25 protein-coding genes and 1 tRNA gene are annotated in these 25,587 nt (G+C 55.0%); 5 read left to right on the top strand and 21 right to left on the bottom strand.

Annotated elements, in window-relative coordinates:
- Positions 1–6: 6 nt before the first annotated feature.
- The 15 genes from polA to SYN_RS02725 form a co-directional block, all read right to left on the bottom strand.
- Positions 7–2,712, bottom strand: a complete 2,706-nt coding sequence (polA, locus tag SYN_RS02795) for a DNA polymerase I (protein WP_011416497.1) — start codon at positions 2,710–2,712, stop codon at positions 7–9.
- Between the two features lie 350 nt (positions 2,713–3,062).
- The gene (locus SYN_RS02790) at positions 3,063–3,278 is read right to left on the bottom strand and encodes a hypothetical protein (protein WP_011416496.1); all 216 of its coding nucleotides are present in this window, start codon (positions 3,276–3,278) and stop codon (positions 3,063–3,065) included.
- On the bottom strand, positions 3,275–4,840 hold the full coding sequence (locus SYN_RS02785; RefSeq protein WP_158302900.1) for a bifunctional metallophosphatase/5'-nucleotidase: 1,566 nt from the start codon (positions 4,838–4,840) through the stop codon (positions 3,275–3,277). The genes SYN_RS02790 and SYN_RS02785 overlap by 4 nt, the downstream gene beginning before the upstream one ends.
- 92 nt (positions 4,841–4,932) lie before the next feature.
- Entirely contained in the window at positions 4,933–5,406 is a 474-nt protein-coding gene (locus SYN_RS02780) for a siroheme decarboxylase subunit alpha (protein ID WP_011416494.1), read from the bottom strand.
- 15 nt (positions 5,407–5,421) lie between these two features.
- The gene (gene ahbD / locus SYN_RS02775) at positions 5,422–6,531 is read right to left on the bottom strand and encodes a heme b synthase (protein WP_011416493.1); all 1,110 of its coding nucleotides are present in this window, start codon (positions 6,529–6,531) and stop codon (positions 5,422–5,424) included.
- Positions 6,528–7,502: a porphobilinogen synthase gene (hemB, locus tag SYN_RS02770; RefSeq protein WP_011416492.1), complete on the bottom strand. Its 975-nt coding sequence runs from the start codon at positions 7,500–7,502 to the stop codon at positions 6,528–6,530. Before hemB ends, ahbD begins: the two co-directional genes overlap by 4 nt.
- Positions 7,503–7,653: 151 nt before the next feature.
- Positions 7,654–8,847 carry a 12,18-didecarboxysiroheme deacetylase gene (gene ahbC, locus SYN_RS02765; protein WP_011416491.1) on the bottom strand — a complete coding sequence of 398 codons (1,194 nt, stop codon included), beginning with the start codon at positions 8,845–8,847 and terminating at the stop codon, positions 7,654–7,656.
- A 187-nt stretch (positions 8,848–9,034) separates the two neighbouring features.
- On the bottom strand, positions 9,035–9,382 hold the full coding sequence (locus SYN_RS02760; protein WP_202943583.1) for a DUF6504 family protein: 348 nt from the start codon (positions 9,380–9,382) through the stop codon (positions 9,035–9,037).
- 24 nt (positions 9,383–9,406) lie between these two features.
- Positions 9,407–10,423 (bottom strand): sodium:calcium antiporter, encoded by a 1,017-nt coding sequence (locus SYN_RS02755; RefSeq protein WP_011416489.1) that lies wholly within the window; start codon positions 10,421–10,423, stop codon positions 9,407–9,409.
- A 404-nt stretch (positions 10,424–10,827) separates the two neighbouring features.
- The gene (locus SYN_RS02750; protein WP_011416488.1) at positions 10,828–11,799 is read right to left on the bottom strand and encodes a YbgA family protein; all 972 of its coding nucleotides are present in this window, start codon (positions 11,797–11,799) and stop codon (positions 10,828–10,830) included.
- Positions 11,800–11,877: 78 nt separating this feature from the next.
- Entirely contained in the window at positions 11,878–13,407 is a 1,530-nt protein-coding gene (gene cobA / locus SYN_RS02745) for a uroporphyrinogen-III C-methyltransferase (RefSeq protein WP_041584655.1), read from the bottom strand.
- Positions 13,408–13,498: 91 nt separating this feature from the next.
- Positions 13,499–14,419 (bottom strand): hydroxymethylbilane synthase, encoded by a 921-nt coding sequence (hemC, locus tag SYN_RS02740; RefSeq protein ID WP_011416486.1) that lies wholly within the window; start codon positions 14,417–14,419, stop codon positions 13,499–13,501.
- A gap of 30 nt (positions 14,420–14,449) precedes the next feature.
- A complete protein-coding gene (gene hemA / locus SYN_RS02735) occupies positions 14,450–15,721 on the bottom strand; it encodes a glutamyl-tRNA reductase (protein WP_049749877.1) in 1,272 nt (423 codons plus the stop codon).
- Positions 15,722–15,725: 4 nt separating this feature from the next.
- Complete coding sequence (gene ccsA / locus SYN_RS02730; protein WP_011416484.1) at positions 15,726–16,541, bottom strand: cytochrome C assembly family protein; 816 nt, start codon at positions 16,539–16,541, stop codon at positions 15,726–15,728.
- On the bottom strand, positions 16,538–17,188 hold the full coding sequence (locus SYN_RS02725; RefSeq protein ID WP_011416483.1) for a precorrin-2 dehydrogenase/sirohydrochlorin ferrochelatase family protein: 651 nt from the start codon (positions 17,186–17,188) through the stop codon (positions 16,538–16,540). Before SYN_RS02725 ends, ccsA begins: the two co-directional genes overlap by 4 nt.
- Before the next feature lie 202 nt (positions 17,189–17,390).
- Between SYN_RS02725 and prmA the strand changes: the two genes are divergently transcribed.
- The 5 genes from prmA (at position 17,391) to SYN_RS14995 (ending at position 21,388) form a co-directional block, all read left to right on the top strand.
- Complete coding sequence (gene prmA / locus SYN_RS02720; protein WP_011416482.1) at positions 17,391–18,350, top strand: 50S ribosomal protein L11 methyltransferase; 960 nt, start codon at positions 17,391–17,393, stop codon at positions 18,348–18,350.
- A complete protein-coding gene (locus SYN_RS02715) occupies positions 18,347–19,132 on the top strand; it encodes a 16S rRNA (uracil(1498)-N(3))-methyltransferase (RefSeq protein WP_049749876.1) in 786 nt (261 codons plus the stop codon). Before prmA ends, SYN_RS02715 begins: the two co-directional genes overlap by 4 nt.
- A 3-nt stretch (positions 19,133–19,135) precedes the next feature.
- Positions 19,136–19,609 carry an RDD family protein gene (locus SYN_RS02710; RefSeq protein ID WP_011416480.1) on the top strand — a complete coding sequence of 158 codons (474 nt, stop codon included), beginning with the start codon at positions 19,136–19,138 and terminating at the stop codon, positions 19,607–19,609.
- 72 nt (positions 19,610–19,681) lie between these two features.
- Positions 19,682–19,757 (top strand) — tRNA-Phe (locus tag SYN_RS02705).
- Positions 19,758–20,398: 641 nt separating this feature from the next.
- A complete protein-coding gene (locus SYN_RS14995) occupies positions 20,399–21,388 on the top strand; it encodes an acyltransferase family protein (RefSeq protein WP_011416479.1) in 990 nt (329 codons plus the stop codon).
- Here SYN_RS14995 and SYN_RS14990 read toward each other — a convergent pair.
- The 6 genes from SYN_RS14990 to SYN_RS02670 form a co-directional block, all read right to left on the bottom strand.
- Positions 21,366–21,851: a DUF4376 domain-containing protein gene (locus SYN_RS14990; RefSeq protein ID WP_049749875.1), complete on the bottom strand. Its 486-nt coding sequence runs from the start codon at positions 21,849–21,851 to the stop codon at positions 21,366–21,368. The two genes, SYN_RS14995 and SYN_RS14990, sit on opposite strands and share 23 nt — an antisense overlap.
- 14 nt (positions 21,852–21,865) lie before the next feature.
- On the bottom strand, positions 21,866–23,020 hold the full coding sequence (locus SYN_RS02690) for a hypothetical protein (RefSeq protein ID WP_011416477.1): 1,155 nt from the start codon (positions 23,018–23,020) through the stop codon (positions 21,866–21,868).
- Between the two features lie 67 nt (positions 23,021–23,087).
- Positions 23,088–23,636 carry a YmfQ family protein gene (locus tag SYN_RS02685; protein WP_011416476.1) on the bottom strand — a complete coding sequence of 183 codons (549 nt, stop codon included), beginning with the start codon at positions 23,634–23,636 and terminating at the stop codon, positions 23,088–23,090.
- Between the two features lie 12 nt (positions 23,637–23,648).
- Positions 23,649–24,641, bottom strand: a complete 993-nt coding sequence (locus tag SYN_RS02680) for a baseplate J/gp47 family protein (RefSeq protein ID WP_011416475.1) — start codon at positions 24,639–24,641, stop codon at positions 23,649–23,651.
- A 10-nt stretch (positions 24,642–24,651) separates the two neighbouring features.
- Positions 24,652–25,023, bottom strand: a complete 372-nt coding sequence (locus tag SYN_RS02675) for a phage GP46 family protein (RefSeq protein ID WP_011416474.1) — start codon at positions 25,021–25,023, stop codon at positions 24,652–24,654.
- 12 nt (positions 25,024–25,035) lie between these two features.
- Positions 25,036–25,587 (bottom strand): phage baseplate assembly protein domain-containing protein, encoded by a 552-nt coding sequence (locus SYN_RS02670; RefSeq protein WP_011416473.1) that lies wholly within the window; start codon positions 25,585–25,587, stop codon positions 25,036–25,038.

The raw sequence follows: 25,587 nt of genomic DNA, 5'->3' as shown, positions 1-25,587 counted from the left end.
GATTTTTTAACTGTGAGCCTCATCCCAGTTTCGTCCGGAGGCGATATCCACTTTGAGGGGGACCTTGAGTTCGACAACCCCTTCCATCTCCTGCCGGACCAGGTTCATGAGCGCTATCTTTTCTTCCTGCGGCACTTCAAAGACCAGTTCATCATGAACCTGCATCGTCATGGCAGACTTCATCCCCTTTTCCCTGATGAGGTCTGCGATCCTGAGCATGGCCATCTTGATGAGATCAGCCGCTGTCCCCTGAATGGGCGCATTGATGGCCATGCGCTCGGCCAGCTGACGCACCGCGGGATTGACGCTGTTGATTTCCGGAAGATAACGGCGGCGGTTAAGGAGTGTGGTTACATAGCCCCGTTCCCTGGCCTGTTGGAGGATGCCGTCGAGATAGGTTTTGACGCTTTCGTACTTTTTAAAATATCCATCGATATAAGCCTGGGCCTGCTTCTGGGGAATCCCCAGTTCCCGGGACAGGCCAAAGGCGCTCATCCCATAAAGCACGCCGAAATTGATGACCTTCGCCTGACGGCGCATCTCCGCGTTGATCATTTCCGGGAACACGCCGAAAACATCGGCGGCCGTCCGGCTGTGGATGTCTTCACCGGCTGCAAAGGCATTAATCAGGACCGGATCTTCGGAGAGATGGGCCAGCACGCGCAATTCAATCTGAGAGTAATCGGCGGAGACGATCGCCCATCCTGGCGGGGCAATAAAAGCCTGCCGGATGCGCTTCCCCTCCAGGGTGCGGATCGGGATGTTCTGGAGATTGGGATTGCTGCTGGAGAGGCGACCTGTTGCTGCCACCGTCTGGTTATAAGAGGTGTGAATCCGTCCTGTCCGGATGTTGATCAGGGAAGGCAGGGCATCGATATACGTGGATTTCAACTTGGCCATGCTCCGGTAGGCAAGGATCTCGGCCGGCAGTTCATGGTTCAGGGCAAGATTGCTCAACACCTCCACATCCGTAGAATATCCTCCCTTCGTCTTTTTCCCCTTGGGCAGATTAAGCTTTTCAAAAAGGATGGTCTGGAGCTGCTTGGGAGACGCGATATTGAAGCGCTCCCCCGCCAGGGCATAAATTTTCGCCTCCGAAAGAGAAAGAAGGTGACCCAGTTCCTGAGACATCTCCTTCAGCAGATGCAAATCCAGGAGAACCCCTTTTTCTTCCATGGCGGCCAGCACCGCCACCAGCGGCATCTCCACCGAATCGAACAGTTCCCGGAGGCCCGTCTCTTCCATTTTTTCAATCAGAGTCGAAGCCAGCTCCCCAATAGCTTCCACCCGCCGGCAGGCAAAATCCCGCAGACGTTCAGGCGGAAAGGACGCAGGAGACTGTTTTGGCGAGCTCCCGCCGACCAGTTTTTTCCGCAACGGCTCCACCTGCCGGTGCAGATAATCCTGCACAATCTCGGAGAGTTCATACCCGCGCCGCGCAGGATTGAGGATGTAGGCCGCCACCATCGTATCCAGGAGGGGATTCTGCACCTTCACCCCTTTTTGGGATAGGACGATCAGAACCGTTTTGAGATCATGACCGACAAGGGCGATTTTTTTATCCGCTAGAAATGGAAAAAGGACGGGAAAAACCTGCTCTTCCGAAAGACTTGAAGCGCTCTTTTCCGCTGCGCCAGGTTCCAGAGGTATATAACCGGCGTTCCCGGAATCCAGTCCAAGGGCCACTCCAATCAGTTCCGCCCGCATTGGTTCACTCGAGGAAAGCACCATTTCCAGGACCAGAAATCCCCCCTCTTTCAGCGGTTCCATGAAAGCCGCCACAGCCTCCGGTGTTCGCAGCAGTGTATGGGAATTGTCGCCGCAATCTTCAACGACGCTGAATTCCTGAAGCAGGGAGGAAAATTCCAGTTCCCGGAACAGTCGAGTCAGAACCTCTCGATCCGGTTCCTGGAGGCGGGCCTCTTCCAGATCAAAGGTCAGCGGGATACCGGTGCGGATCCGGGCCAGATCGCGGCTCAGCAGGGCCTGTTCACCGTAAACCCGGACACTGTCCCGGAGTTTCGGATTCCTCAGGCGTTCCACATTCCGCAGAATCTCTTCGATCGAGCCGTACTCTTCAACGAGCCGCAAGGCACCCTTCGGACCAATGCCTGGAATGCCGGGAATGTTATCCGACATATCCCCCGTCAGTCCCAGGATCTCGGGCACCTTCTCCGGATCCACGCCGAAACGCTCCCTCACGGCCGCGACATCATAGGTCCGGTCGTTCATCGTATCGATCATGATGACATCGGGGGAAAGAAGCTGCAGCATGTCCTTGTCGCCGGAGACGATGATGACCTTTAGGCCTTCCCCGGCAAAACGGCAGGCCAGGGTGCCGATGATATCATCGGCTTCCGTCCCCTGCTGTTCAAGAATCGGGATGGAAAAACCGCGGATGATGTCCTTTATATAGGGGATCTGGGGAATCAGGGCCTCGGGGGTCGCTTTCCGGGTGGCTTTGTATTGCGCGTAAGTCTCATGCCGGAAGGTCGGCCCCTTTAGATCAAAGGTGATGGCAATGTATTCCGGTTTCCGCTCCCGGAGAAGCTTGATCAGCATATTGGTGAATCCGTAGACGGCATTGGTGGGAAGCCCCCTGGAATTGGAAAGTTCCCGGATCGCATAAAAGGCCCGGTACAGATAATTGCTGCCGTCGACCAGATAAATCGTACTCTTTTCGCTGTTTTCCGTATTGTCGCCTGTTGACATGAGATTCGGTATTGTTCAGTCTCCTGAAATTTTCGTTCAACATAACACAGGACTCTCTTCTTAATCTACCCTGAGCAACCCGTTTGGGTTAAGATTTCTGGATTAAGAAAAGAGATCCCTTTTTTTTATCAATCGACAACCTGATTTATTTCTTTCGCCTGCAGGTCCGGAAAATTGAGATCTCACTCCCATTCCAAACCGGAAATGATATTGAGGCGGTCAGTCAGAGTCGTCGCAGGCGTGCACAGGACAGCCGAAAAGGTGAGAATAAAAAACCCAAAGGGAACACGCTGCGGCATGGAACGGAAACAAGAGGAAAACGAGGATCAGATTGAAGATGGGAAGAATCGTCACAGAGACCGCGGCCGAACATCCGTTTGACTTTTTTTTGTTACAAAGAGCTGCTGACCGTCATGGAGTGCGCCGTCCAGGCCGACTTCATTTCCCCATTCATCCCGGACAAGAAGTTCCTCCGGCTTTTCCCGGCATCCCGCCGCCAGCAGGGCGTGACGGACGGTCATGCCCGCGGCGACAAACACGGGTTGATTGCAGACATAAATCTTCAAGGATGAAAAATCTCCACGATGCGGTTTTCGCGAACCGGGTGGATTTCACCCTGCGTCCGGAGCGTGTCGGCCACAAGATCCCGCAGCCAGCGACCGGCATCATTGAATACGAGCTTCGCTCCCGGCCGGCCTGCAGCAGACGGTTCAACGAGGTCTTCAGCATGAATGACTTCCGCAAAAGCCTTATATCCATCGCCACCCGCCGCCAGAAAATCATTCGTCGCCACGGTATACTCTCTTCCCGCCTCCAGCGCCTGCCCGCCCACGAAAAGCGTCTTTATCCGCCGCCCTGCCGGTGCTGACGGGTCATAGGTCAGGGTCATTCCCGATATCTGCGGAAAGGCGCCATCGCGAAATTCAACCCGGGCAAGGCCATGCTCCAGTGCGGCTCGAAGCTGGTCCCCACGCAGCCGGAACGCCACTACGTAATTGTTGAACGGCAGGGCGGAATAGAGTTCCTTCAGCCGGACGGGCCCTTTCCGAATGCTCGCGCGAATCGTCCCCCCATTGATCAGAGCAACCTCCGCCCCCGCAGTCCGCCGGACAACGTCGGCCACAAGATTGCCAAAATTGGTTTCCCGAAACCGCACTTCAGCCCCGTTGAGACTGACCCGGGTCCGGCCGACAACCGAATCCAACACCGCATCCATCCGCTGCTGATACCGTTGGACAAGCTCAGCCACAGACTCACCGGCAGCTCCATCCTCCGGCTTCACATCTATCAGGCGGGAACTGGAATCCGTGACCCGCCCCTCTTCCACGGTTAAATCCAGAACGCCCAGCGCCCTGCCGTGCTCCCAGGCCTGGAGGACCAGCGTATTGCCGATGCAGGGAGGCTTTGCCACCCGTGTGTGGGAATGTCCACCGATTATGGCATCCACTCCGGACACCTGTCCCGCAAGAAACCGATCCACGTCATGGCCGAGATGGCTCAGAACGATCACCACGTCAGCGGTACGCCGCAGCTCCGGAAGATAAGTCTTCAGAACTTTTATCGGGGAAAGAAAGGTCAGTCCCACGGCATTCGCCGGGTGGGTGCACGTGGGTGTATGCTCCGTCACCAGGCCGATCACTGCTACCTTAATCCCGTCGAGTTCCTTGATCATGTAAGGCTTCAGTTCCGGGAGCCCCAGAACATTGGCTGCCAGAACAGGAAATGCCGCTTCTCTGATCCGCTGTTTCAGAACGTCCTGGCCGAAATCCAACTCGTGATTGCCCATCACCATGGCATCGAAGGCCATGAGATTCATCAGTTCGATGACCGACCTTCCCTGAAAAAGATTGGCCCAGTTGTTTCCCTGAATCATGTCTCCGGCGGCCAGCAGCAGAGTCGGAATGGAAGGATCGGCACGCAGCGCCCGGATCTTCGTATCGAGAAAGGCCGCACCACCCCACTGGTCATCCATGCCATAGGGGCGGTAAGGTTGTGAAAAGCCATGGAAATCATTGACATACAGAATCCGGATTCGCTTTTCCCCCGCATTGGCCTGAGAAACGAAACCCGTAAAGGAAAAACTCAGCAGCGCAAAAACCAGGACGGCTGTCAAACGAAGTTTTTTCAAGGTTCTACAAAAACTCCCCCCCTCTTTTAAACGCCTGGAATCAACTCCCTTTTCTCTCTCCGATTCCATCTCGAAACGCACCCTCCAACCGATCATTTCCGATCTTCAGGCAGGTTTTCATCAAGGAGAAACCGGGCGTCGATCTTGAATGTCCGAACCGCCCGGAACATCTGAACAGGGCCGATTCCCGTGTCTTCCGAAAGGCGCGCAATCGTCTTCTCCAGATCTTCCTCCGAAGAGGCGATCAGAGTGAACCAGATATTACAGGCGTGATTCCTTCCATAATTGTGTGTTACGCCTTCAAGGGCATTGACGCACTCGACAAAGGAGTCAACCTGCTCCCCGGGAACGGAGGCGGCACAGAGACGGCTGACAAAGCCCAGTTTGCCGCTGTCCAGCACAGCGCCGATCCGCCGGATTATCCCTTCGTCCTTCAGCCTAGCAATGCGCGTCAGCGCTTCGCCTTCAGAAATCCCCAACCTTTCCGCAACCGCCCTGAACGGCTCCGGCGTCACGGGAAATTCCGTCTGAAGCATATTCAGAATTCTTTTATCGATCCCGTCCATGTTTACCTGTCCGGCCTATTCGGGACTCCCCGGTTCCGTTTCCCCTCGGGATGGCAAGGCGGCCGCCTTCCTCGCCGGTTCGTAAATGCAGAACGGCTCTTCCGCCAGATAATCGCCCGTCAGCTCATACGCTCGGGCGCGGCAGCCCCCGCATACCCGGAAGAATTCACAGTGGCCGCATTTCCCCGAGAATGCCTCTGGATTCCTCAATTTCTGAAAAACGGCGGCATTCTTCCAGATCATTTCAAAACCGGCTTTTCGAATATTCCCGCAATTCAGTTCCAGATAGCCACAGGGCTGCACCTGACCGGTATGAGAAATAAAGCAGAAGGAAATTCCTCCCAGACATCCCCGGGTCACGGCATGCAGAGTCCCGTGCCCTTCAGTGGAAGGTCTTTTCCCGGCGGAGCCCTTCTGATGCAGGATGCGGTAATAGTGCGGCGCACAGGTGGCCTTCAGGGGAATCGGACAGGTCAGGCTCGCCGAATGAAAGGCCTGCAGAGTGTCTTCGTAATCCTGCGCGCTGATGGCCTGATTCGCCAGATCCCGTCCCCGTCCGGTGGGCACCAGCAGGAAGATATGATGGGCCGCGGCCCCAAGGCGAACGGCCAGATCCATCATGGCGGAAAGCTGATGCCTGTTGGTGCTGGTGATCGTCGTATTGACCTGAAATTCCATTCCCGCTTTTTTTAAGGCGGCAATCCCCGTCATTGCACCGGCAAAAGCCCCGGACATCTGCCGAAAGGCATCGTGACTTTCCGCATCCGGCCCGTCCAGACTGATGCTGACCCGTTGGATTCCCGACTCCCGCATCCGCCGGGCGATCCCTTCCGTGACAAGGGTGCCGTTCGTCGCCAGCACCATTCGCAATCCCAGTCCGTCTCCGTAAGCGGCCAGCTCGTAAATATCTTCCCGCAGCAGGGGTTCCCCGCCTGTCAGGATGACCACCGGCCTGCTGAACGCGGCGATCTCCTCCAGAAGGTTTTTCGACTCTTCGGTGGAGAGTTCCCCGGCATAGGGACCTTTCTCCGCCGAGGCCCGGCAGTGAATGCAGGACAGGTTGCAGCTCCGGGTCACTTCCCAGGCCACCATTCGCAGAGTTGAAGGGAGCGGAGAACTGTTCATCGCTGGAGAACTTTCGCCGCTTCCCGAGCGAAATAGGTCAGAATGATGTCCGCACCGGCACGGCGGATGGCCGTCAAAGATTCCATCATGGCTTTTTCTTCATCAATCCAGCCCAGTCGGGCAGCGGCCTTGATCATGGCGAATTCGCCGCTGACATTATAGGCCGCAACGGGCAGATCGAATTCTTCCTTCGCGCGACGAATGACATCGAGATAAGGCAGGGCCGGCTTCACCATGAGGATGTCGGCGCCTTCCTGAACATCCAGGTTCATCTCCCGGACGGCTTCATCACTGTTGGCCGGATCCATCTGATAGGCCTTCCGGTCGCCAAAGCGGGAGGCGCTTTCCGCCGCCTCCCGGAAGGGGCCGTAAAAGCAGGAGGCATACTTCGCCGAATAGGCCAGAATGGGAACCGTTTCAAATCCCGCCTCATCCAGCCCTTCGCGGATCGCCCCGACCTGACCGTCCATCATGGCCGAGGGGGCCACCATATCCGCCCCCGCCTTCGCATGAGAGACGGCCGTTTCCGCCAGCACCTCCAGGGTCATGTCGTTGTGAACCTCTCCCTTTTCAATCATCCCGCAGTGGCCGTGGTCTGTGTATTCGCAGAGGCAGACATCCGTCACCACGAGAATATCCGGAACCTTGTCCTTGATCCGCCGGACAGCCTGCTGCACAATTCCATCCCGGGCAAAGGCCCCGGAAGCCGCTTCGTCCTTCCTCTCCGGAATCCCGAAAAGCAACACTGCCGGGATTCCCAGTTCCCGACATTCCTGAACCTCTTTTACAAGCAGCTCAACGGATAGCTGGAAATGACCCGGCATGGAATCGATGGGTTTTTTCACTCCCTTGCCGACCGTTGCAAACAGGGGAAAAATGAAGGAATCCACAGACAGACGGGTTTCCCGGATGAGCCGCCGGAAAAGATCGTTCTTCCGGAGTCGCCGGGGTCGATACTCGGGGAAATTCATAGGGTTTTCACCTCGCTTGGGATCTTTCCTGATACGTTTTCATCAAAACACACTTCCTCAATATATAACTACGGTTGCATGTCTCATGCAAAGGCCGTTTTTCATCGCCCCTGATCAATAGATATCCTCAGGAGTTTTTTCTTTTTTATGGTCAGGAATCCACCGACGGCGAAATCTCTTTGTCCGTCAGATAGCAGGCCGGGTCCGGAGCCCAGAGGTCGCCCGTCACCGCTTCCGCCCGGGCGCGGAAATTTCCGCCGCAGACGTCCAGCCAGCGGCAGGCCGCACAGCGTCCCTGCAGATGAGGTTTCTTGTCCTTGAGGCGGGTCAACAGGTCATTGGTCGGATCGGTCCAGATCCCGCTGAAGGGTCTACGGCGCACATTGCCGAGGGATATTCCCCGCCAGAACTGATCGGGATGCACTTCGCCGTCCCAGCTAACGCAGCCGATGCCGTTGCCGGAGCTGTTTCCTTCATTCATCTTCAGCAGTTCCAGGACTTCAGCCGCCCGCCTCGGGTCTTCCTTCAGCATCCGGAGGTACAGGTAAGGGCCATCGGCATGATTATCGACGGTGAGCACCTCTTTGGGCAGCCCCCGCTCGAAAAGATCGCGGGTCCGGTCCAGGATGAGGTCGACGGTCCGCCGGGTTTCCTCGTGAGACAGATCCTCGGCGACCAGGGCAGACCCCCGTCCGGAATAGACCAGATGGTAGAAACAGACCCGGGGAATATCCTCCGCCTCCAGCAGATCGAAAATGGCGGGAATATCGGCGGCATTTTTTCGATTGATGGTAAAGCGCACCCCTACCTTGATCCCTTCTTCCCGGCAGATGCGGATGCCTTTCATCGCGGCTTCGTAAGCCCCGGCAACGCCCCGGAAGCGGTCATGCGTCGCCTGGAGGCCATCCAGACTGACGCCGATATAAGACAGGCCGATTTTTTTGAAAACGGACGCCTTTTCCCGGGTCAGCAGAGTCCCGTTGGTGGACAGGACCGCCCGCATGCCTCGAGATACGGCGTATTGCGCTAGCTCCGGAAGGTCTTCCCTCATGAGGGGCTCTCCCCCGGAAAAGAGAAGGACGGGACAACCGAAGGCAGCCAGATCCTCGATCATCTCTTCTGCCTCGGCCGTCGTCATCTCATCGCTGTACTGGATGTTCTGAGAACTGGAATAGCAATGAATGCACCTCAGATTGCACCGTCGGGTCATGTTCCAGACAACAACCGGCCGTTTGTCCATAGAAAACTGGAGCAGATGGGAAGGCAGCCGGCTCGATTCCCGGTTGTACCGCAGCACATCCGCGGGCTCCACCGCCCCGCAGTATAGCTTGGAAATACCAATCATCTTTTAACCTTCTTTATATTATTAAACCGGCCTTTTGAGTCTTTCGGACAGACCGATCGACCTTAACCTTTAAGCAGTGCCCTGTTCCGGGAAACCGTGATCTGAAATACCAGGCAACACAACAGGAAAGATGCTGGCGGTTTTATTTATCGGCAAGCGCAATCTATCTAAAAATAAATTGCTTTTGTCAAGGATGAAAAGAATCCTCCTTCCTCTCTTCCTCTGCTTCCCGGATGCTGAACAGCCACCATCGGTCCCCCTTCTTTCCACGATGGGACTGTCTTTCGAAATAGATGTTCATAATGTCATTAGCCGTCGTGATCACCTCGAACCAGTGTTTGCGGACATACCGTTCGGGGCTGCCATGACGGCACTTCCCGGTTTCCCGCCACGTCCGCAGAACCTCAGCAATCCGGAGGGTCCGATCCCGCCAGAGAAACTCCCGGGGAAGTCCGGGCTCCCCGATGGCCATGCGGGACGTGTCACACGTGGAAACGACAGGGGAGATGACCTCGCTGACAAATCGCTCACCCATGGTCATCCCCTTTTCCTGCCATGCTTATTTTCCATAGAGATAAAGGACAAGTGAGTTGAGGAGATAGAGAGAAAACAGAAAGAGACTGGTCCAGCCCACGGTTTTAAAAAGGCGCACCTGGGGGCGGCAAAGTAGAGCGATGATCAAGGCGCCATTCATCATGACGGCGGAGAGAACCGAGACCGCATGCAATGTTGACGCACGGAAAAGCAACGGCCCCTTTAAGAAAAAGAGATCGTCGACAGCCAGAATCGTAATATCGAACAGATTGCTGCCCAGCAGGTTGCTGATGGCCATATCGAAGGCGCCCAGACGCCAGCATGAGATGGTCACTGTCGCTTCCGGAATTGTAGTTATCAGCGAAACAAATAGCGTGCCGACGAAACTCTGCCTCCACCCCATGACATGGGCAAGATTCACCCCGACAAAAGGCAGCCATACACCCGCGGCGACCACAACCAACGAGGCCAGGACATAAAGAACAACGGCCTTGCGGAGCAGAAAACCGGGATAAGGATCCTCCTCTTCCGCAGGGTTCCCCTGTTGCGCCTTCTCATAGCGAAACACGGAACGCACGGCAACGAAGTAGAGCACGACAATGACCGGTGAGTAGATCCCGATATGTCCCAGGGATATCGACCAGCCATTGGCGCCGATCAGCAGGCTGAAGCCGATAATCCCGATGAGAATGATACTGAATCCCGCAGAAAGGATATGTCCTCGACTCACTCGGCTGTAAACGGACGCGCCTCGGATCAAAAAATCGAGAACGGCAATCTGGGTGAGATTGGCAATGCAACTGCCCAAAATATTGCCCACCGCGATATCAGGTGTGTCTGCCAGCGTGACCGAGCTGACACCGGTGATCAATTCAGGCAGCGATGTGACAGCCGCCAGCAGAATCAACCCGACCCAGGTGCCTCCCATCCCGGTTTTGTGGGCAATCACGTCGCCGTAGCGCGAAAGACGCGAACCGGCAACCCCGATGAGGATCACACAGAGCATAAACGACAACCAGGCTGTCGAGACCGATGCATTCATGACTATTCATCCTCAATATAACGATCCAGTGTCTGAACCTGTCCGGGACAATCGCCCAAGTGGTGGCTCTGCACATTTTTTCAATGACCTTGTCTCCAAAATGAATACATAATGATATAAATAGACTTATCAAGGCGGCGTGTCAAACAGATGATCAGCTGGAGGAAAATCGCCGGGACTTGTTTCTCGAATTCTTCCTTTTGCCAAAGGGGTTCAAGAAAATCAGGATGAAGGCTTCTATCGGCAGACGAGCAACCCGATCACTGCAAGCATTGCGAAGGTTGCCCCCGCCAGAAACGTGGCAGGAGCGCCCAGCCCCCCCGGCGGCAAAGTCTTTAATACTCCCTGCATAATGGAAGAAGAGGAATCGGCATTCGAAGTGCGGGATCCCGATGGCAAAGGCATTACGGCTCTCGCCCTTTTCCAGAATCTGTAATTTTGGATAATTGACCGGGATAAGGCTGAAGGAAGGTCTGCCCCAGAAGATAGTCGTTCCGAAAACGGATGGACCAGCCCCGCAGCACCTGAAGAAGAGCGCTCAAGGGAATCCGTTCGTCCCGGTACTCTTCGATGAGATCCAGAAAAAAGGCCTTCTCTTCTTTCGCCAGTACGTTTGAAAAGCCTCCAAAGGCATGAAGAAGGACATTGATCATCGCGGTAAAACGCGGGGGATTTGCCAGCGCCCGCTTCAGTTGTTCCTCGTAGCGGGTTATCATCGTATTCCAATCGGCTTTTTCATGGTTCGCCACGATTTTTCCCAGAAGACGCATCTGAGCCTGATTGTAACCCATAAGCAGGAGTTTCTGAAGGGAATGGAAATCGACCAGGCCTCTCATGGATCCGCTCTTTTTCACTTCCCGAAAACGGGCGAAGAGAAAAAGCCGGGTTAAAAAATGCTCCCGGATCGTAAAGTTACGGATCCGTCCTTCATCCTCTACGGGAAGACCGGCAAATCGCTCCAGGACGGCGCCGCCCAGAAATCCGCTGCCGCGGAACATCCGGGCTCCTTCGTCAAAACCGGCATGAATCTTGACATCCCCCACGCCGCAGGAAGGCGAACGGTTTTTCAGGAGGAAGCCATCCACTTCGGTCAGGGAACCAAGAAAGTCATCGACAAAGCTCCGCATCGTCCCGGTAAAGTCCTTCCCTGTGGCTGGCTGATACAGGGTAGTGATGCCTTTATCGGAGACAATCCGGATAGGTTTTCGCGGCACGCCCAGTCCGATCTCCACCTCGGGACACACCGGGACAAATGTCACATGGGACCTCAGCTTGTCCACAAAGGGTGCGTCAATGATATCCCCGTTATATCGACAGGAATCAAACCCCAGACACTTACTGACCACGACGACGGGTTTTGGAAAATTTTCCATCATGAGTTGCCCTCCTCACAGGAATTGCCATCCCCTATATTTCAGGTACATTGTTACGGGAAACATATAAGAAAGAGGCTGTCAATGCGGCTTATCCTTTGCCAGAAAGACCTTGAGCGATTCGACCAGCCCAGGAATGGTGTAGATTTCCTGAAGGATATCCACGGGCAGGCCGGCTTTTTCAGCGGCGGCCGCAGTCACTGGTCCGATGCAGGCCACCCGGATGCCGGCGGGCAGGGGAAGAAAATCCGGCCCCATGATCTCCAGAAAATTGGTGACTGTGGATGGGCTCGTAAAGGTCAGGACATCGACCCGCCTCTGGGCAATCAGCTCCACCAGCTCCGAACGATCCCGGCCGGAATTCACCGTGCGGTATGCCGAAACGACATCCACGACCGCTCCCTGACGGGTCAGCCCCTCTGGAATGACATCGCGGGCCTTCTCCGCCCGGGGAAGGAGTATCCTCTGCCCTGAAATCGCAACCCGCTCGAAGGCCGCCACCACCCCTTCGGACAGGTAGGTTTCCGGAACCAGATCCACCCGGAGACCGCGGTTTTCCAGCGCCGCCGCCGTGGCGGGCCCGATGGTGCACAGCCGTATTCCCTTGAGATCCCGCACATCTTTTCCCGTGACGTAAAGCCGCTCCAGAAAAAAGCGCACACCGTTGGCGCTGGTGAAGATCAGCCAGGCGTAATCCTCCAGACGGCGAATTGCCGAATCCAGTCCCTCCCAGCTCTCCGGGGCAACGATCTGGATGGTGGGAAAGGAAATGACCCGCGCTCCGGCGTCCTCAAGAAGTGCGGCCAGTGATTCCGCCTGGGATTCGGGACGGGTAATCACGATCCCCTTTCCAAAGAGGGGCCTGGTCTCAAACCAGTTCAGTTCCTTCCGCAGTCCCACGACCCCGCCGACCACCAGGATGGCCGGCGGCGCAAATCCGGCTGCCTCGGCAAGGTCGGCGATATTCTCCAGCGTACCGACAAGCGTTTCCTGATTCGCCGTCGTTCCCCAGCGGATCAGCGCGGCGGGAGTTTCCGGCTTTTTCCCCTGGGCGATCAGGCCGGCCGCAATGCGGGACAGATTGCGGACCCCCATGAGAAAAACAAGAGTCCCTATTCCGGCCAGGGCCTTCCAGTCGATCTCGCTCTGTCCTTTCAAAGGATCTTCGTGTCCCGTGACAAAGGCCAGGGTGGCGGTATGGCGGCGATGAGTCAGCGGGATGCCCGCATAGGAAGCGACGGCGATCGCCGAAGTCACACCGGGGACGATTTCAAAGGGGATGCCCTCACGGGCCAGCACCTCCGCCTCTTCCCCTCCACGCCCGAAGATGAAGGGATCTCCCCCTTTCAGCCGGGCCACGACATGCCCCTGCTGAGCTTCCGACACCAGCCTCGCGTTGATCTCTTCCTGTGACAGGGTATGTTTTCCTCCTTCTTTTCCTGCATACACCAGACGAGCGGTTTCGCGGGCATGATGAAGGATTCCCGGATTGATCAGATGGTCGTAGATCACGACATCCGCTTCCGCAAGGCATTTCGTTCCCTTCACCGTCATCAGTCCCGGATCTCCCGGTCCCGCGCCAATAATGTAAACTCTCCCCCTTTTGCTCATCGAATCCGTCCCCTGCCCCATTTTGAGGCCTTTATTGAAAATGCGCTCCCACCACGGAATGCGGCGATTCTGCTATATTGAAATGGATTGATCAGGGCTGCCCATCCTCCAGGTGTTCCAGAAGAATGCGCCCGCCTCCGTCCAGCAGACGCTCAGCCAGTTCCGTCCCAAGATCCACGGCTTGTTCCACCGACCCATAAATTTCCTGCCGGATCATCGTCCGTTCGTTCAGGCTTCCCACCATCCCCCGAATCGTCAGGACATCCCCCCGCTGTTCCGCAAAGGCGGCTACGGGCAGGGTACAACCGCCGCCCAGACGCCGCAGGAAGGCGCGCTCCGCCGTAACTTCCCTCCGTGTCCTCTTGTCTTCCAGAAAGGCCAGCCCCGCTTTCAGGTCCTCATCCTCTTCGCGGGTTTCCAGACAGAGGACCCCCTGCCCCACCGCCGGCAGCATCTTCTCCGTTGGGATAAACTGCGTCACCTTCTCCGCCCAGCCCATCCGGCGGATTCCCGCCGCGGCGACGACGACCCCATCCAGTGCCGCCTGCGCCACCTTCCGGATCCGGGTGTCCAGATTGCCCCGGAGCGGCACGATCTCCAGATCGGGCCGCCAGTCCCGAAGCTGCACGCTCCGGCGCAGGGAGCCTGTCCCGATCCGCGCCCCCGCAGGCAGATTATCAAATTCCCGGCATATCCCGGAAATCAGCACATCCCGAGGATCCTCTCGTCTCGGGACGGCGGCAATCTGAAGTCCCTCTGGAAGCTCCGCCGGCAGATCCTTCATGCTGTGGACGGCCAGATCAACCGTTCCGGCCAGCAGGGCCTCTTCGATCTCCTTGATAAACAGCCCTTTCCCCCCGATTTTCGCCAGCGGCACGTCCTTCTGGATGTCACCGCTGGTCTTGATCACCACGATCTCAAGATGCATTTCGGGATATTGGCCCTGCAGACGCGCCGCGATCTGGCGTGTCTGCGTCAGGGCCAGGGCGCTTCCCCTTGTTCCGATTTTCAATGACTGTCGAATGAGTTCGTCCCTCTCCTTCTACCTTTCCAGTTTGAAGAGCTTCCGGAGTGCGGCGGCGTAAGCCTTTCCGTTCCGGTTCCGGCTCTGCTCCCGCAGGCAGGCCGTGGGCTCATGAAGGATTTTGTTGACGATGGAAGCCATCAGGCTTTCAACATGACGCTGGTCAATCTCGCTCAGCGAGTGCCGCCATGAGGCTGATTTTCCCAGCTCCGCTTTCATGATTCCCTCGATCTTTTCCCGGAATTCCACAATGGTGGGCACCACATCCAGAGTGGAAAGCCAGGCTGTATGATTGCCCACCTCTTCTTCAATGATCGCCTCGGCCTTTTCCGCTTCCCGCAGACGATGGTTTCGGTTCTCATCCACCAGTTCCTGAAGGTGGTCGATATTGTAAAGGTAAACGTTGTCTATGTCTCCCGCCGCCGGCTCGATATCCCGGGGAACGGCAATATCGATGAGAAAGAGAAAACGGTTTTTTCTCCGGCGCAGGGCCGCGGCGACCATGTCACGGGTCAGGACATAGTTGGACGCGCCCGTGGAGCTGATCACGATGTCCACCGATTTCAAAACCTCGGGCACCTGCTCCAGAACGACCGCCTTTCCCTCAAACTGTTCCGCCATCTCCAATGCCCGGGCATGGGTCCGGTTGGCGACGAAAATGGATTTGATGCCCTGCTTCAGCAGATGGCGGGCCGCCAGTTCGGACATCTCCCCCGCCCCCACCAGGAGAATTACTTTCCCATCAAGCCTCCCGAAGATCTTCTTCGCCAGTTCGACCGCGGCATACCCGACGGACACCGCGTTATCGGCAATGCCGGTCTCCGTTCTCACCCGTTTGGCCACCTGAAAGGCATGATGAAGAATCCGGTTCAGCAGGATCCCCGTGACACCATGTTCCACGGCTTCCCGGTAAGCTTCCTTGACCTGACCGAGAATCTGCGGTTCCCCCATGACCAGGGAATCCAGACTGGAAGCCACCCGGAACAGATGCCGTACAGCCTCCGCCCCGCTCAGCGTATAAAGGCAGCGTTCCAGTTCCTGCCCGGATATCCCCCCCCGTTCGGCCATCAGAGCTTTCAGTCCTTCTTCAACCGCCTGTTCCGCTTCTTCCGCGGCGCTGACCAGCACCTCCACCCGGTTGCATGTAGCCAGATACAGGGCTTCCCGGATCGACGGCATCTGCCGGATTCGATCCAGAGGATGATCCCGGTTTTCGCAGGAAAGGGAAAACCGCTCCCGAACGGCCAGGGGTGAGGTTTTATGGCTCATGCCGATAAGAAGAATGCCCATGATCTCAGAGAAACCGGTGAAACGTGGTAAAAAAAGCCCTTTCCACAAGAAAGGCCGCAAGAAAGAGGAGAAAAGCCAGAAGTGAAAAAACGGCGGTTTTATGACCCTTCCAGCCAATGGCCAGGCGCTGATGGAGCAAAACAGCATAAGTTCCCCAGACCGTAAAGGTCCAGACCTGTTTGGGATCCCAGAGCCAGGAGTTCCCCAGGGCCAGTCGGGCCCAGAGGGAACCTGTCAGCACCCCCATGGTCAGCAGGGGAAATCCCCATAGCAGACAGAGATGATTGATCCGGTCCAGATCTCCCAGTGAAGGAAGCAGCCGGCTGATGCGCCCCGCTTTCTTGCTCTTGAGGAAACGGTCCTGCAGCAGATACATGGCCCCCGCACAGGACGCCAGGGCAAAAAGGGCCTCGCCCGTCACGGAAAGAATCACGTGGAGCGGCACCAGGCCACCCTGCAGGACCGCGGGGATCGTGACGGCACTCCGCAGCCCCAGACTCGCATAAATCATCAGCAGGCAAACGACAGGCGATACGAAGGCCCCCAGAACCACCGTCCGGGTTTTGAACTGCAGAGCCAGAAAAATCCCGGCCATAACCCAGGCGAAAAAGGTCAGAGCTTCGTGGAAACCCAGAAGAGGCGTCTGCCCCGTTTCAAAAAGTCGATACAGAAGGAAAAGGGAGTGAAACAGAAAGGCCGAAATCATCAGCCAGAGGGCCATCTTTGCTATCCGGAACCGGTTCACCAGCAGGGAAGCCACGTAACCAAGCGCGCTGACCAGATAAGCGCAAAACGCCGCCTTGAAGAAAAATGTGTTCATGTTGCCTTTATTTCCAGGTCTTCCCCGGTAAGCTCCCGAACTCTGACTCTGACGCCTTCCAAGTCCCCCCTGCGGAGAAGTTCCAGAATGTCCGAATAAACCACGGCCTCGAAAAGGGTCCTGTTTTCTTCAGTTGGCCGGCCTCTCGCCACAATCCGCTTCCGCAGTTCTCCCATAATATCCACCATTTCCCGGTATTCCGGTCCATACCTGCACTCCAGTTCCTCACGCAGACATTTCGCCAGAGCCGGGCTTTTTCCACCCGTGGAAACGGCAATGGTCAGGTCCCCCTGTTCGACAATCGAGGGCAGGATAAAATCACAAAGCTCCGGGTCATCCACCACATTGACGGGAATCCCCCGACTCCGGCAGTCCCGCATCACCTGCTCGTTCATCGCCTTGTCATCCGTGGCGCAGACCACCAGAAAGACCCCGTCCAGGCAGTTCGGGGAATACCGAACAGCCGGGCACTGGATCTGTTTCTGATCCAGCAGGCACTGCAGTCCAGCCGAAAGAGACTTGCTTACGACACGGACAGAGGCGCCACACTCCAGAAGCCGTTGGACCTTGCGTTCCGAAACCGCCCCGCCGCCGACAACGAGACAGACTTTTTCCCTCAAATCAAAAAAAACGGGGTAATATTTCATCGAAAAGAAAATCCCTGATAATAGGATCTGAAAACAGAGGAACGACGCTATCATGATGACCGGGAAAATTCAAGCTGCTTGAAATATCGATGGAAAGGCGTTATAAGACGAATCAATCGCTTCCTCGGCAATCTGTGGAAGTGTCAATGGGAACAGCAGGTTGAACCAGCAACGAAATTTTTCAGTCAGCAGGAGGCCGAACATGCCGAGCCGCGCCGGTAAAGATACGGGGAACAAGGGGAAATGGTTGAAAATCGTGCTGACCTCGCCACCCGAACTGGTGGACGCGCTTTCCAACTTTGTAACGGAAATGGGCGCTGAAGGCGTTTTCCAGGAAAATCTGGGACCTCAAGTCGAGGGGGATTTCCCGGAATCCCCCCTGAATGAATCAGTAAACGCCTACCTGCCCTGCGATGTCCGCCTGGAGAGCCGCCTGGCCGCCCTCAGGACATATCTTCAAAGTCTTTCAGAGATTTTTCCCGAATTCAGCGCCCCGGAAATGAAAACGGAAGTCATCACAGACCCGGACTGGGGCGAACAGTGGAAGAAATATTTCAAACCGCTCCGGGTCAGCCGGAACATTGTGATCAAACCGACATGGGAACGGTACACTCCCCTGGGAAGCGATATCGTCATCGAAATCGATCCCGGGATGGCGTTCGGAACGGGTCAACATGCCTCCACCCGGATGTGCCTTGAAGTCCTGGAGGATTTGATTCTCACCAGGCGTTCCCCGGAGCCGCTCAACGTTCTCGATGTGGGCACGGGAACGGGCATCCTGGGGATTGCCAGCGCGAAACTGGGCGCGGAACGCGTCCTGTGTGTCGATATCGACCCGAAGGCTACAGAGATCGCGAAGGAAAACATAGCCATCAATCACGTGGAAGACCGGGTTTCCGTCAGGCAGGAGGAGATTTCAACCCTCAAGGGAACCTACAATCTGATTGTTGCCAACCTCACAGCCAATCTGCTGATCAAGCTCAGGAAAAAACTGATTTCACTGCTCCGCCCCGGAGGTTATCTGATCCTCTCCGGCATCATTGATCAGAATCGGAGAGATATGGAAGCTCATTTTTTTCATGATCCTCTGATTCTCCACTCCACCATCACGGACAAGGAGTGGGTCTGTTACGTCATGAAAAAAGAGACGGCTCAGCCTTGACAATTCCCCGACTCTATTATCCCTGCGTCTTGACCGTGGGCGATCGCTGTTTCCTGAGCGAAGAGCACCTGCACTATGTCCGGTCCGTCCAGCGGATGAAGCCGGGCAGCAGGCTTTCCCTATTTGACGGGCGGGGGCAGGAGTACACGGCCGTTATTGTCGACATTTCAGCAGAGCGGGCTCTTGCGGAAATCATCGACCGGAAGTCCGCACCGGAACGACCGGCCCGAATCACCCTTATTCAGGCGCTCCCCAAGGGGCAGAAAATGGATTTCATCGTTCAGAAGGCGACGGAACTGGGCGTCGATGAAATTCTTCCTTTTTCTTCAGAGCGCTCGATTCCCAGACTGCCTCCTGAAAAAGCGCGCCTTAAAACGGAGCGATGGCGCAAAATCGCGGGCGAGGCGGCAAGGCAGTGCCGCCGTTCCGATGTGCCGAACATACCGGAAATTCAGTCTTTTGCAGGCATACTGAAGGCAGCGGACGCGGATTCATTAAAGATGATCTTCTGGGAAGAGGAATCCCGGCAGGGCTTGAAGGATCTTTTGAAAAAATTTTCCGGCACCTGTATTTTTTCAATTCTTGTGGGTCCCGAAGGGGGCCTGACTTCCGAAGAAGTCGAAGCGGCAACGGCCGCGGGGTTTGTTTCCGTCAGTCTGGGAAAGCAGATCCTCAAGCTGGAAACCGCTGCGGTCGCCATTCTGGCCATTATTCAATATGAAGTCGGCCTGTTCGGAATCGGTCTCGAAAACGCACAAAAAGCCGTAATTCTCGAGGAATAACGAATGACGCCTTATCGATATGGAGGATTCTGGATAAGAGCCCTCGCCTTTCTTGTCGACAAATTGATTTTGTTCTTCATCTGCCTGATTTTTCTGCTCGTCGGTCTTTCCGCCCTGCGCGCCGGATTTGACGCGGTAGAGCCGGGAGATATCATGGGGCGTTTCATGATCATCTATTATGCAATGACCCATCTCCTTGGAATGCTTTACTTTACCTATTTTCATGGAACCACGGGACAAACGCCGGGCAAGATGCTCTTCGGGCTGAGAGTTGTCCAAACCTCCGGTGAAAAGATAACTCCGGGCATTGCCTTCCTCCGCTGGGTGGGTTACATCTTCTCGGCGCTGATTTTTTATCTGGGATTTCTCTGGATCATCTTTGACGGCAAAAAACAGGGCTGGCACGACAAAATTGCCGGGACCATCGTGATTTACAGGCAGGAAGGATCGCTTGGCACTGAAACTGAAGGTGAGTAAAAAAACCTTGACAAACAAGCGCACATCCTATAATCAGACAGCCATCTTTGAAAGGTATTAAAACATCAGGTTGGGTCGGTAGCTCAGTCGGTAGAGCATCGGACTGAAAATCCGAGTGTCGGCGGTTCAATTCCGCCCTGACCCACCATTTAAATCAAGGACTTAGCCAGATTTGGTTAAGTCCTTTTTTCTTTTACACCATATTTTTACCGCTATTTTACCACTTCTGAATTTTTTCGCCCTTTTCCTTAGTCCTGCATAACTGCTGAAAACTAATAAACCCTTCATTGGAACAATCCTCTTAAGGAGGATAAATATGCCGGTTATCGTCTCAGGGTGAGATCGTGGCTTGTAGAAATTTTGTCATTTTACTTTTATTTTGCGACTGTTTTACTTTTAGTTTGCGACACGATTTTTTGATTTTTTGAGCCAATTATACTCATTTTAAATTAGGTGTAATTGGCCTTTTTTGGGCACATTTTTAAAGCATTTTTTATCAACTTTTTTTAGGTGTGAAATTCATATTCAGCAGCTCCTCGTTCACTCGTTTTTTTTATTAGCTCTACCGGCTATTTATGATGTTTACATGGTTTTAATAAAGCCGTTCGAATCGCACGTCACCTATCATAGGGTTACAAGTGTAAATCCTTTTAATTTGTCTACAATTGTCTACGCTTTGGGGAAATAATTCCAAGGGCTTCAATTGACTTTTGAAGATTCTTCTGGCAAACTCCCGGATCGTCCTTACACCATTCTATCTGTTTTAATTGTTCTCTGAGGATAGTCTTTATGATTGGAAATCTTCAAATATTAAGAGCTTTTGCGGCATCCGGAGTTGTCGTTTATCACACTAATGCTGTCATTGCTGGCGTACATACCGAGTTTCATGGTGTAGCACTTTTTTTTGTGCTCTCTGGTTATCTTATGTGCAAGATCAGCGACCGTAGCGCATTAGATTTCGCACGTGATCGAATCTGGCGTATCGTCCCGAACTATTGGGTATCAATGGCAGCATTGCTCACCATCTTTACGATGTGGACATACTGGCCACTTGAACACACACTATTAAGCGCATTTTTTATTCCTCACGCCTCAATAGCAGGCCTTTTCCCTGTGCTCGGCGTTGGATGGACACTCAATCTGGAGATGTATTTTTACGCGGTCTTTACACTGTCAATTATAATCAATCAATCCAAGGCTCCGATTATAGCTGGGGCGATTATACTTGCCTTAATGGGCGGCCTGCCATACATTACCGGCAATAAGGCAATTCTCTATTATTATACACACGGCTACGTAAAGTATTTCGTTTTCGGCATAGCTATCTGGTATATTTCCGAATGGATAAAATCAAAATACACCACGCTTCGCTTGCCTTTTTGGACGTTTCCAGTTTCCCTTTCAGCATACGTTGCAGCCACACTTTATGCTGTCAATCCTGTTTTTGCGGTCCCGTCTCTTTTTATGGCGGCAATCCTCGCATCGAATTCCTGCGCCGATTTGAAACCACGAGCAATTATGTTAATGGGTGACGCATCTTATTCATGCTATCTGCTTCACACTATTTTTATCGAGTTTTTACGACATACAGGCATAGCCATTAATGGGACTTTCCTCTGCTCTCTTGGAATCCTTATCGGATCGTGGGTAATCGCCATTATATGGCACATTTATATTGAAGAAAATGTGTCCATCTTACGGCACAGGACTTCCAGAAAATCGTTAAAAGCTAATATTCTGTATTTACTCAATCGAGCTATCCCGGCCAGCCGGTCGTGATGTCGTATGCCTCGATAGCCGCCACGGTCGTCAAGGCTTCAATGGCTTTCGCATGAGCCATCTCGTTGGTATAACAAGCTTGAACAAACACGCCGACGGCTTGACCGATGGCCGTGATCTGAGTTTTATCCAGAGCCACGAATCCTTTCTTGGACTTCCAATTGAAGGTCATGGTTGGGATTTGGATGGCAAGAGCCACAGCGCCGCTGATTTTGGCCTGACTTTCCCGGTCGGTCTTGATTTCCATACCAGAGACCGTCGTCCCTCCGCACTCTTTTTCATAGCGATAATTTGCCAGATCAGTGAGTTTGTTCGCTTTGGCCTGATCAAGGGTCAACGGCGGGTTCTGGATTGCGTTTGCTTCAATATCTGTGATTTTTAAGCACCCTGACGGCAATAGTTGTTCAAATTTTTCATTATCCAGAAAGTGAATATTATTATTTTTATCTTTATAATATGGCATGTATTCTCCTCCTCTCATCTTAATTCAAGCCAATATGCCACCCCCCCGGCCGCAACTTTATAACTTGCTCCCGATGGAATAATTGCTGATACGAACATTTGAGTTGTTACGCCAGTGCCAGATACCGATGGTCGCTGCATCAACTCTCCGTTGATATATAACTCCATCGTCAAAGTTGGAGAGCCTCCACTCGATGTGACGGACAGCATAATCGGGCGTGAAGTCGTGTTGTAATAGGTCGTATTCACCGACCTGCTTGCAGTTACATTCTGCCAGGTCTGGCCATATCCAAGCGACTGCATTGCTGCCATTGCCTGACCGCCATGTCCCTGGACCAGTGTAGGAGCCGTGGCCCAAGCTCCTGCCGTCGCTTCCGTGATGTTAATGAAGCCAACTACTCTAAAAGGACTGTTGGTGATCGCGTTGGTTGAATAAACAACAGCAGCGGAATCAGCGGCGTCGCTGATTGCCGTAGTGGACAATAAGGTGGTTTCATCGAGATTTACACTGCCACCCATATTGACGACACCGAGAGCAGGACTGCCTCCATTGTAAAGGACTACCAGGGCAAGCATGGCCTGGATCGCGTTAACCGTTCCCAAAGTGGCCCCGGAAGGAACAGTAAGGGAAATTGTGGATACATCCACGCCTGTCACGGGAGCGCCGACGGCCAATGTGGCGTTCCTGAAATCCAAAGTGCCGCCGTTGTAGGTCAGCGACAGGGCGTTGGAGCCTACCGATGCGGCGATGGATTGGATCTGTTTCAATGAGCTTGAGGCCGGATTGAGCAGTTGATAACAGGTGCCATCATAGGCAACCACTGCTATTCCATCGACCGGTATGTCACCGGCGACGAGTGTCACGCCGCCCTTTTTCTTAACGGCAACCGCGCCCAGCCCGTCGACATTGAGGGTTGCCGCTCCCGTGTTGGCATTGGCCGCCTTAAACGATATCGGCATTCCAGTCACATGGGCTGCCAGGGCCGGAGACAGGGCTATCGCGTATGCATCTGCCGATCCGGTGTCGGCGGCATAGTCGATTGCGCCGTCGCCGTCCTCGGCCAGGCCCCGGTGACGGTGGTTGTTCAGGGCGTTGAGGAACGCCGCGGTGACGATCGTCCCTTCGATTTGCTCGGCGGGATTGCCGTCCACAAAATTTGTTTTGGCCATAATTCCTCCTTATTGTTCAATAGTGTTCAATAATAACTGCAGCACCGGGTTTTGCGTTTCCGTCACTCTATGCATAGTTGAAGATCACGACCGTATGGGCTGGTTTCAGCTCCTCCAGAAGGGTTTCCAGCTCTATGTTGGGTGTCCACCAGGAAAGACGTTCTCCGGCGGCGGATGATCCTGCCCGGAACGAATAGGCAGCCTGGCCCGAGACATTGACCCGCCAGATCCAGCGGACCTGCTCCTCATAGAGCGGATCGCCGCAGCGACCCCAGCCCGCCATGAAAGGCAGCAGTTCATCGATGGCGATGATCCAGCCGTAGGAAGAAGCCAGGTCGATGAAATAAGAGCGCGACAATCCGCCGATCTCCCTCAGTTTTTTCAGAACGGCGTTGCGGCGGGCTTGCAGGGGAGCGTCTTCATCGGGGATCAGGGCACAGATCCGCTCCCAGTCCGATAACAGGCTATGGGCCACATCGGGGAACATTTCTGTCAGGAGCCGCTCCGCCGAGATCTGCACGTCATCCAGGGCCGCGCCTTCCCTGGCCGTGTCCTTCGCATGCACCCCCGTCAATCGAACGGGGAACAGGAGATTCAGGACCTCTTCATGGGTCATTGTTCAGCCTCATTATGATACGGTTATCGTTCCCGGCCTGAGCATTTCGTACGGGCCGGGGGACATGTCGGCAGCCGGCGCGGATATCGACGCATTGGTCGCTCCCTCCTGAATGGCGATGGCGATCAGCCGGCTGAGATACAGGGTCTGCCCGGGAACCAGGCTGCGCAAAAGGGATGTGATTGCGGATGCGATAGCCTCTTTGTTCACGGTTCCGGTGACGGTCATTGTGACATCCTGGAGGGTTACCGCCGGCGGCAGGATACGGACGATGGAAACCGTCACGGGCCGCACGTCGTCGATGTATTCTCCAACCTGCGCCGTCAGGGACTTCAGGGTGTAGGACTGGCCGATTGAGCTGAAAATGTCCGTATCCAGAGTCAACTGGGTGGCGTTGTCCACTGCTGTAATTACTGCCTGGCCGCCGGTGTCGTCATTGACGGCGATGTCGCCGATCCGGACCGGTCCGCCGTCGCCGGTGGCCATAAAATCAGCGGCGCCGTCCACCAGTTTGTTTTCCGTAATTGCCGTGGTTGTCCCCGTCAGGGCATGGGAGCTGGGGATTTCCGAACCCGTGACTGTTTCGTCGGCGGCAATGATCACGTCCACCGTACCCGGTCCCTGACTCAGAGGGATGCACCAGGCATTCGCCACGTTGTCGATTTCCAGCGCCCATTTCTGGTAGTCATATTTATTTCCGCCCGCCGGAGGCCGGCGGATGTATTCCAGCAGTCGCGCCAGCAGCTCCTCGTCCGTTTCTCCGGAACGCCGGGAGAGACCCCGCACCCAGGCGTGATGCTCCAGGTATTTCGTTTCCGCCGTATCGGGAAAAATCTGTTTCGAGATCCATTCCTGATACTTGTAAAGGCCCCACAGGGCGGAGGCGAGGCAGGCGGACTTCATGTAAATCAGGCTCCCCTGGGAGAGGTCGGCATCAGGGAACTGGTTTCGCCAGTCCGTAAGCAGGGCGTTCAAAAGATCATTGAAATCGCGTTGAAAATTCATTTAAAAGTCCTCACACCACGGTTACGAAGGCCGAAAATTCCACGGGCTCCCCGGAGGCCGGGGTCACCTCCACCAGGAGCTTCAGCCGGTTGATGTTCTGCGTCCTGTCCCGCTCGGCGGTTACGGAAATCGCGGTCGCCTTTCCTGAATCCAGCATCCATTGCAGGGCCTCCCGGCAGTAATCCTCCGCGAGCCTCGCCGTCGCGGCAGTGAGCTTCGCCCGTTTAAGCAGGTGCAGACGGGACCCGAAGCCCGGATTCGCGAAGAAACTCCCCCGCTGTACCGTCAGAGAAAGCCAGACATTGTTCATGATGGTGTCCGCCTTGTCGAACGTCATGGCGGCCAGCCCGGTCGTATTGTCGATTTCTATTTTGAAGTCCATTTCATGCCCGTTTTATCCCGCCTTCGTGATGGCCGTGCAGACATCGGACGCCGTCAGGGATTGATCCGGGGTTGCCCCCCCGTCGTGAGTGTGGGAACCGAGCCAGGAGATCAGCCGCTCGTCGCAGATCGCCTTCAACCCGCCGCGGTCGCCGCCCAGGTTGATCAGGGGGCTGTTCACCTGACAACTGACGGACGCGGTCACCAGGGCCGTTTTGCTGGTGATTTCCACGTCATTTTCCACGGTCGCCTTGAGCCTGTTGCCGCTGACGATCTCGATGGTCCTGTTCCGCTTGAAGTGGATCCTGTCGCCTTCATCCGTATAGAGACAGACTTCCCCGTCCTCGACGGCGACCCGGTAACGGCGGTCGTCGGAAGCGACGGCCACGTAGTGATTGCCCTCGTTGACGATGATCAGCTCCGCGCCTGTCTTCGGTCGGGAGGTGAAGCCGTAATGCTGGAGATACTCCCGATCCTCGATCGTTTCATCGGATCGACCGGAGGCGGAAAACCGCTTGATCATGCCTTCCAGAACAGACATCACGATGCCGCGGATCATTCCCAT

Source organism: Syntrophus aciditrophicus SB, from assembly GCF_000013405.1.
Classification (GTDB): domain Bacteria; phylum Desulfobacterota; class Syntrophia; order Syntrophales; family Syntrophaceae; genus Syntrophus; species Syntrophus aciditrophicus.
Note: the sequence above shows the minus strand (reverse complement) of the source record. Positions and strands in the feature narration are given on the sequence as shown.

Excerpts from the sequence above, each read along its gene's own strand:
- cobA (WP_041584655.1), bottom strand. The coding sequence starts at position 13,407 with ATGAGCAAAAGGGGGAGAGTTTACATTATTGGCGCGGGACCGGGAGAT.
- ccsA (WP_011416484.1), bottom strand. The coding sequence starts at position 16,541 with ATGAACACATTTTTCTTCAAGGCGGCGTTTTGCGCTTATCTGGTCAGC.
- SYN_RS02670 (WP_011416473.1), bottom strand. The coding sequence starts at position 25,587 with ATGGGAATGATCCGCGGCATCGTGATGTCTGTTCTGGAAGGCATGATC.
- SYN_RS02755 (WP_011416489.1), bottom strand. The coding sequence starts at position 10,423 with ATGAATGCATCGGTCTCGACAGCCTGGTTGTCGTTTATGCTCTGTGTG.
- ahbD (WP_011416493.1), bottom strand. The coding sequence starts at position 6,531 with ATGAACAGTTCTCCGCTCCCTTCAACTCTGCGAATGGTGGCCTGGGAA.
- SYN_RS02750 (WP_011416488.1), bottom strand. The coding sequence starts at position 11,799 with ATGATGGAAAATTTTCCAAAACCCGTCGTCGTGGTCAGTAAGTGTCTG.
- SYN_RS02680 (WP_011416475.1), bottom strand. The coding sequence starts at position 24,641 with ATGAATTTTCAACGCGATTTCAATGATCTTTTGAACGCCCTGCTTACG.
- polA (WP_011416497.1), bottom strand. The coding sequence starts at position 2,712 with ATGTCAACAGGCGACAATACGGAAAACAGCGAAAAGAGTACGATTTAT.
- SYN_RS02685 (WP_011416476.1), bottom strand. The coding sequence starts at position 23,636 with ATGACCCATGAAGAGGTCCTGAATCTCCTGTTCCCCGTTCGATTGACG.
- SYN_RS02780 (WP_011416494.1), bottom strand. The coding sequence starts at position 5,406 with ATGGACGGGATCGATAAAAGAATTCTGAATATGCTTCAGACGGAATTT.
- SYN_RS02760 (WP_202943583.1), bottom strand. The coding sequence starts at position 9,382 with ATGGGTGAGCGATTTGTCAGCGAGGTCATCTCCCCTGTCGTTTCCACG.
- SYN_RS14995 (WP_011416479.1), top strand. The coding sequence starts at position 20,399 with ATGATTGGAAATCTTCAAATATTAAGAGCTTTTGCGGCATCCGGAGTT.
- ahbC (WP_011416491.1), bottom strand. The coding sequence starts at position 8,847 with ATGATTGGTATTTCCAAGCTATACTGCGGGGCGGTGGAGCCCGCGGAT.
- SYN_RS02710 (WP_011416480.1), top strand. The coding sequence starts at position 19,136 with ATGACGCCTTATCGATATGGAGGATTCTGGATAAGAGCCCTCGCCTTT.
- hemB (WP_011416492.1), bottom strand. The coding sequence starts at position 7,502 with ATGAATTTCCCCGAGTATCGACCCCGGCGACTCCGGAAGAACGATCTT.
- prmA (WP_011416482.1), top strand. The coding sequence starts at position 17,391 with ATGCCGAGCCGCGCCGGTAAAGATACGGGGAACAAGGGGAAATGGTTG.
- hemA (WP_049749877.1), bottom strand. The coding sequence starts at position 15,721 with ATGGGCATTCTTCTTATCGGCATGAGCCATAAAACCTCACCCCTGGCC.
- SYN_RS14990 (WP_049749875.1), bottom strand. The coding sequence starts at position 21,851 with ATGCCATATTATAAAGATAAAAATAATAATATTCACTTTCTGGATAAT.
- SYN_RS02725 (WP_011416483.1), bottom strand. The coding sequence starts at position 17,188 with ATGAAATATTACCCCGTTTTTTTTGATTTGAGGGAAAAAGTCTGTCTC.
- SYN_RS02675 (WP_011416474.1), bottom strand. The coding sequence starts at position 25,023 with ATGGACTTCAAAATAGAAATCGACAATACGACCGGGCTGGCCGCCATG.
- SYN_RS02690 (WP_011416477.1), bottom strand. The coding sequence starts at position 23,020 with ATGGCCAAAACAAATTTTGTGGACGGCAATCCCGCCGAGCAAATCGAA.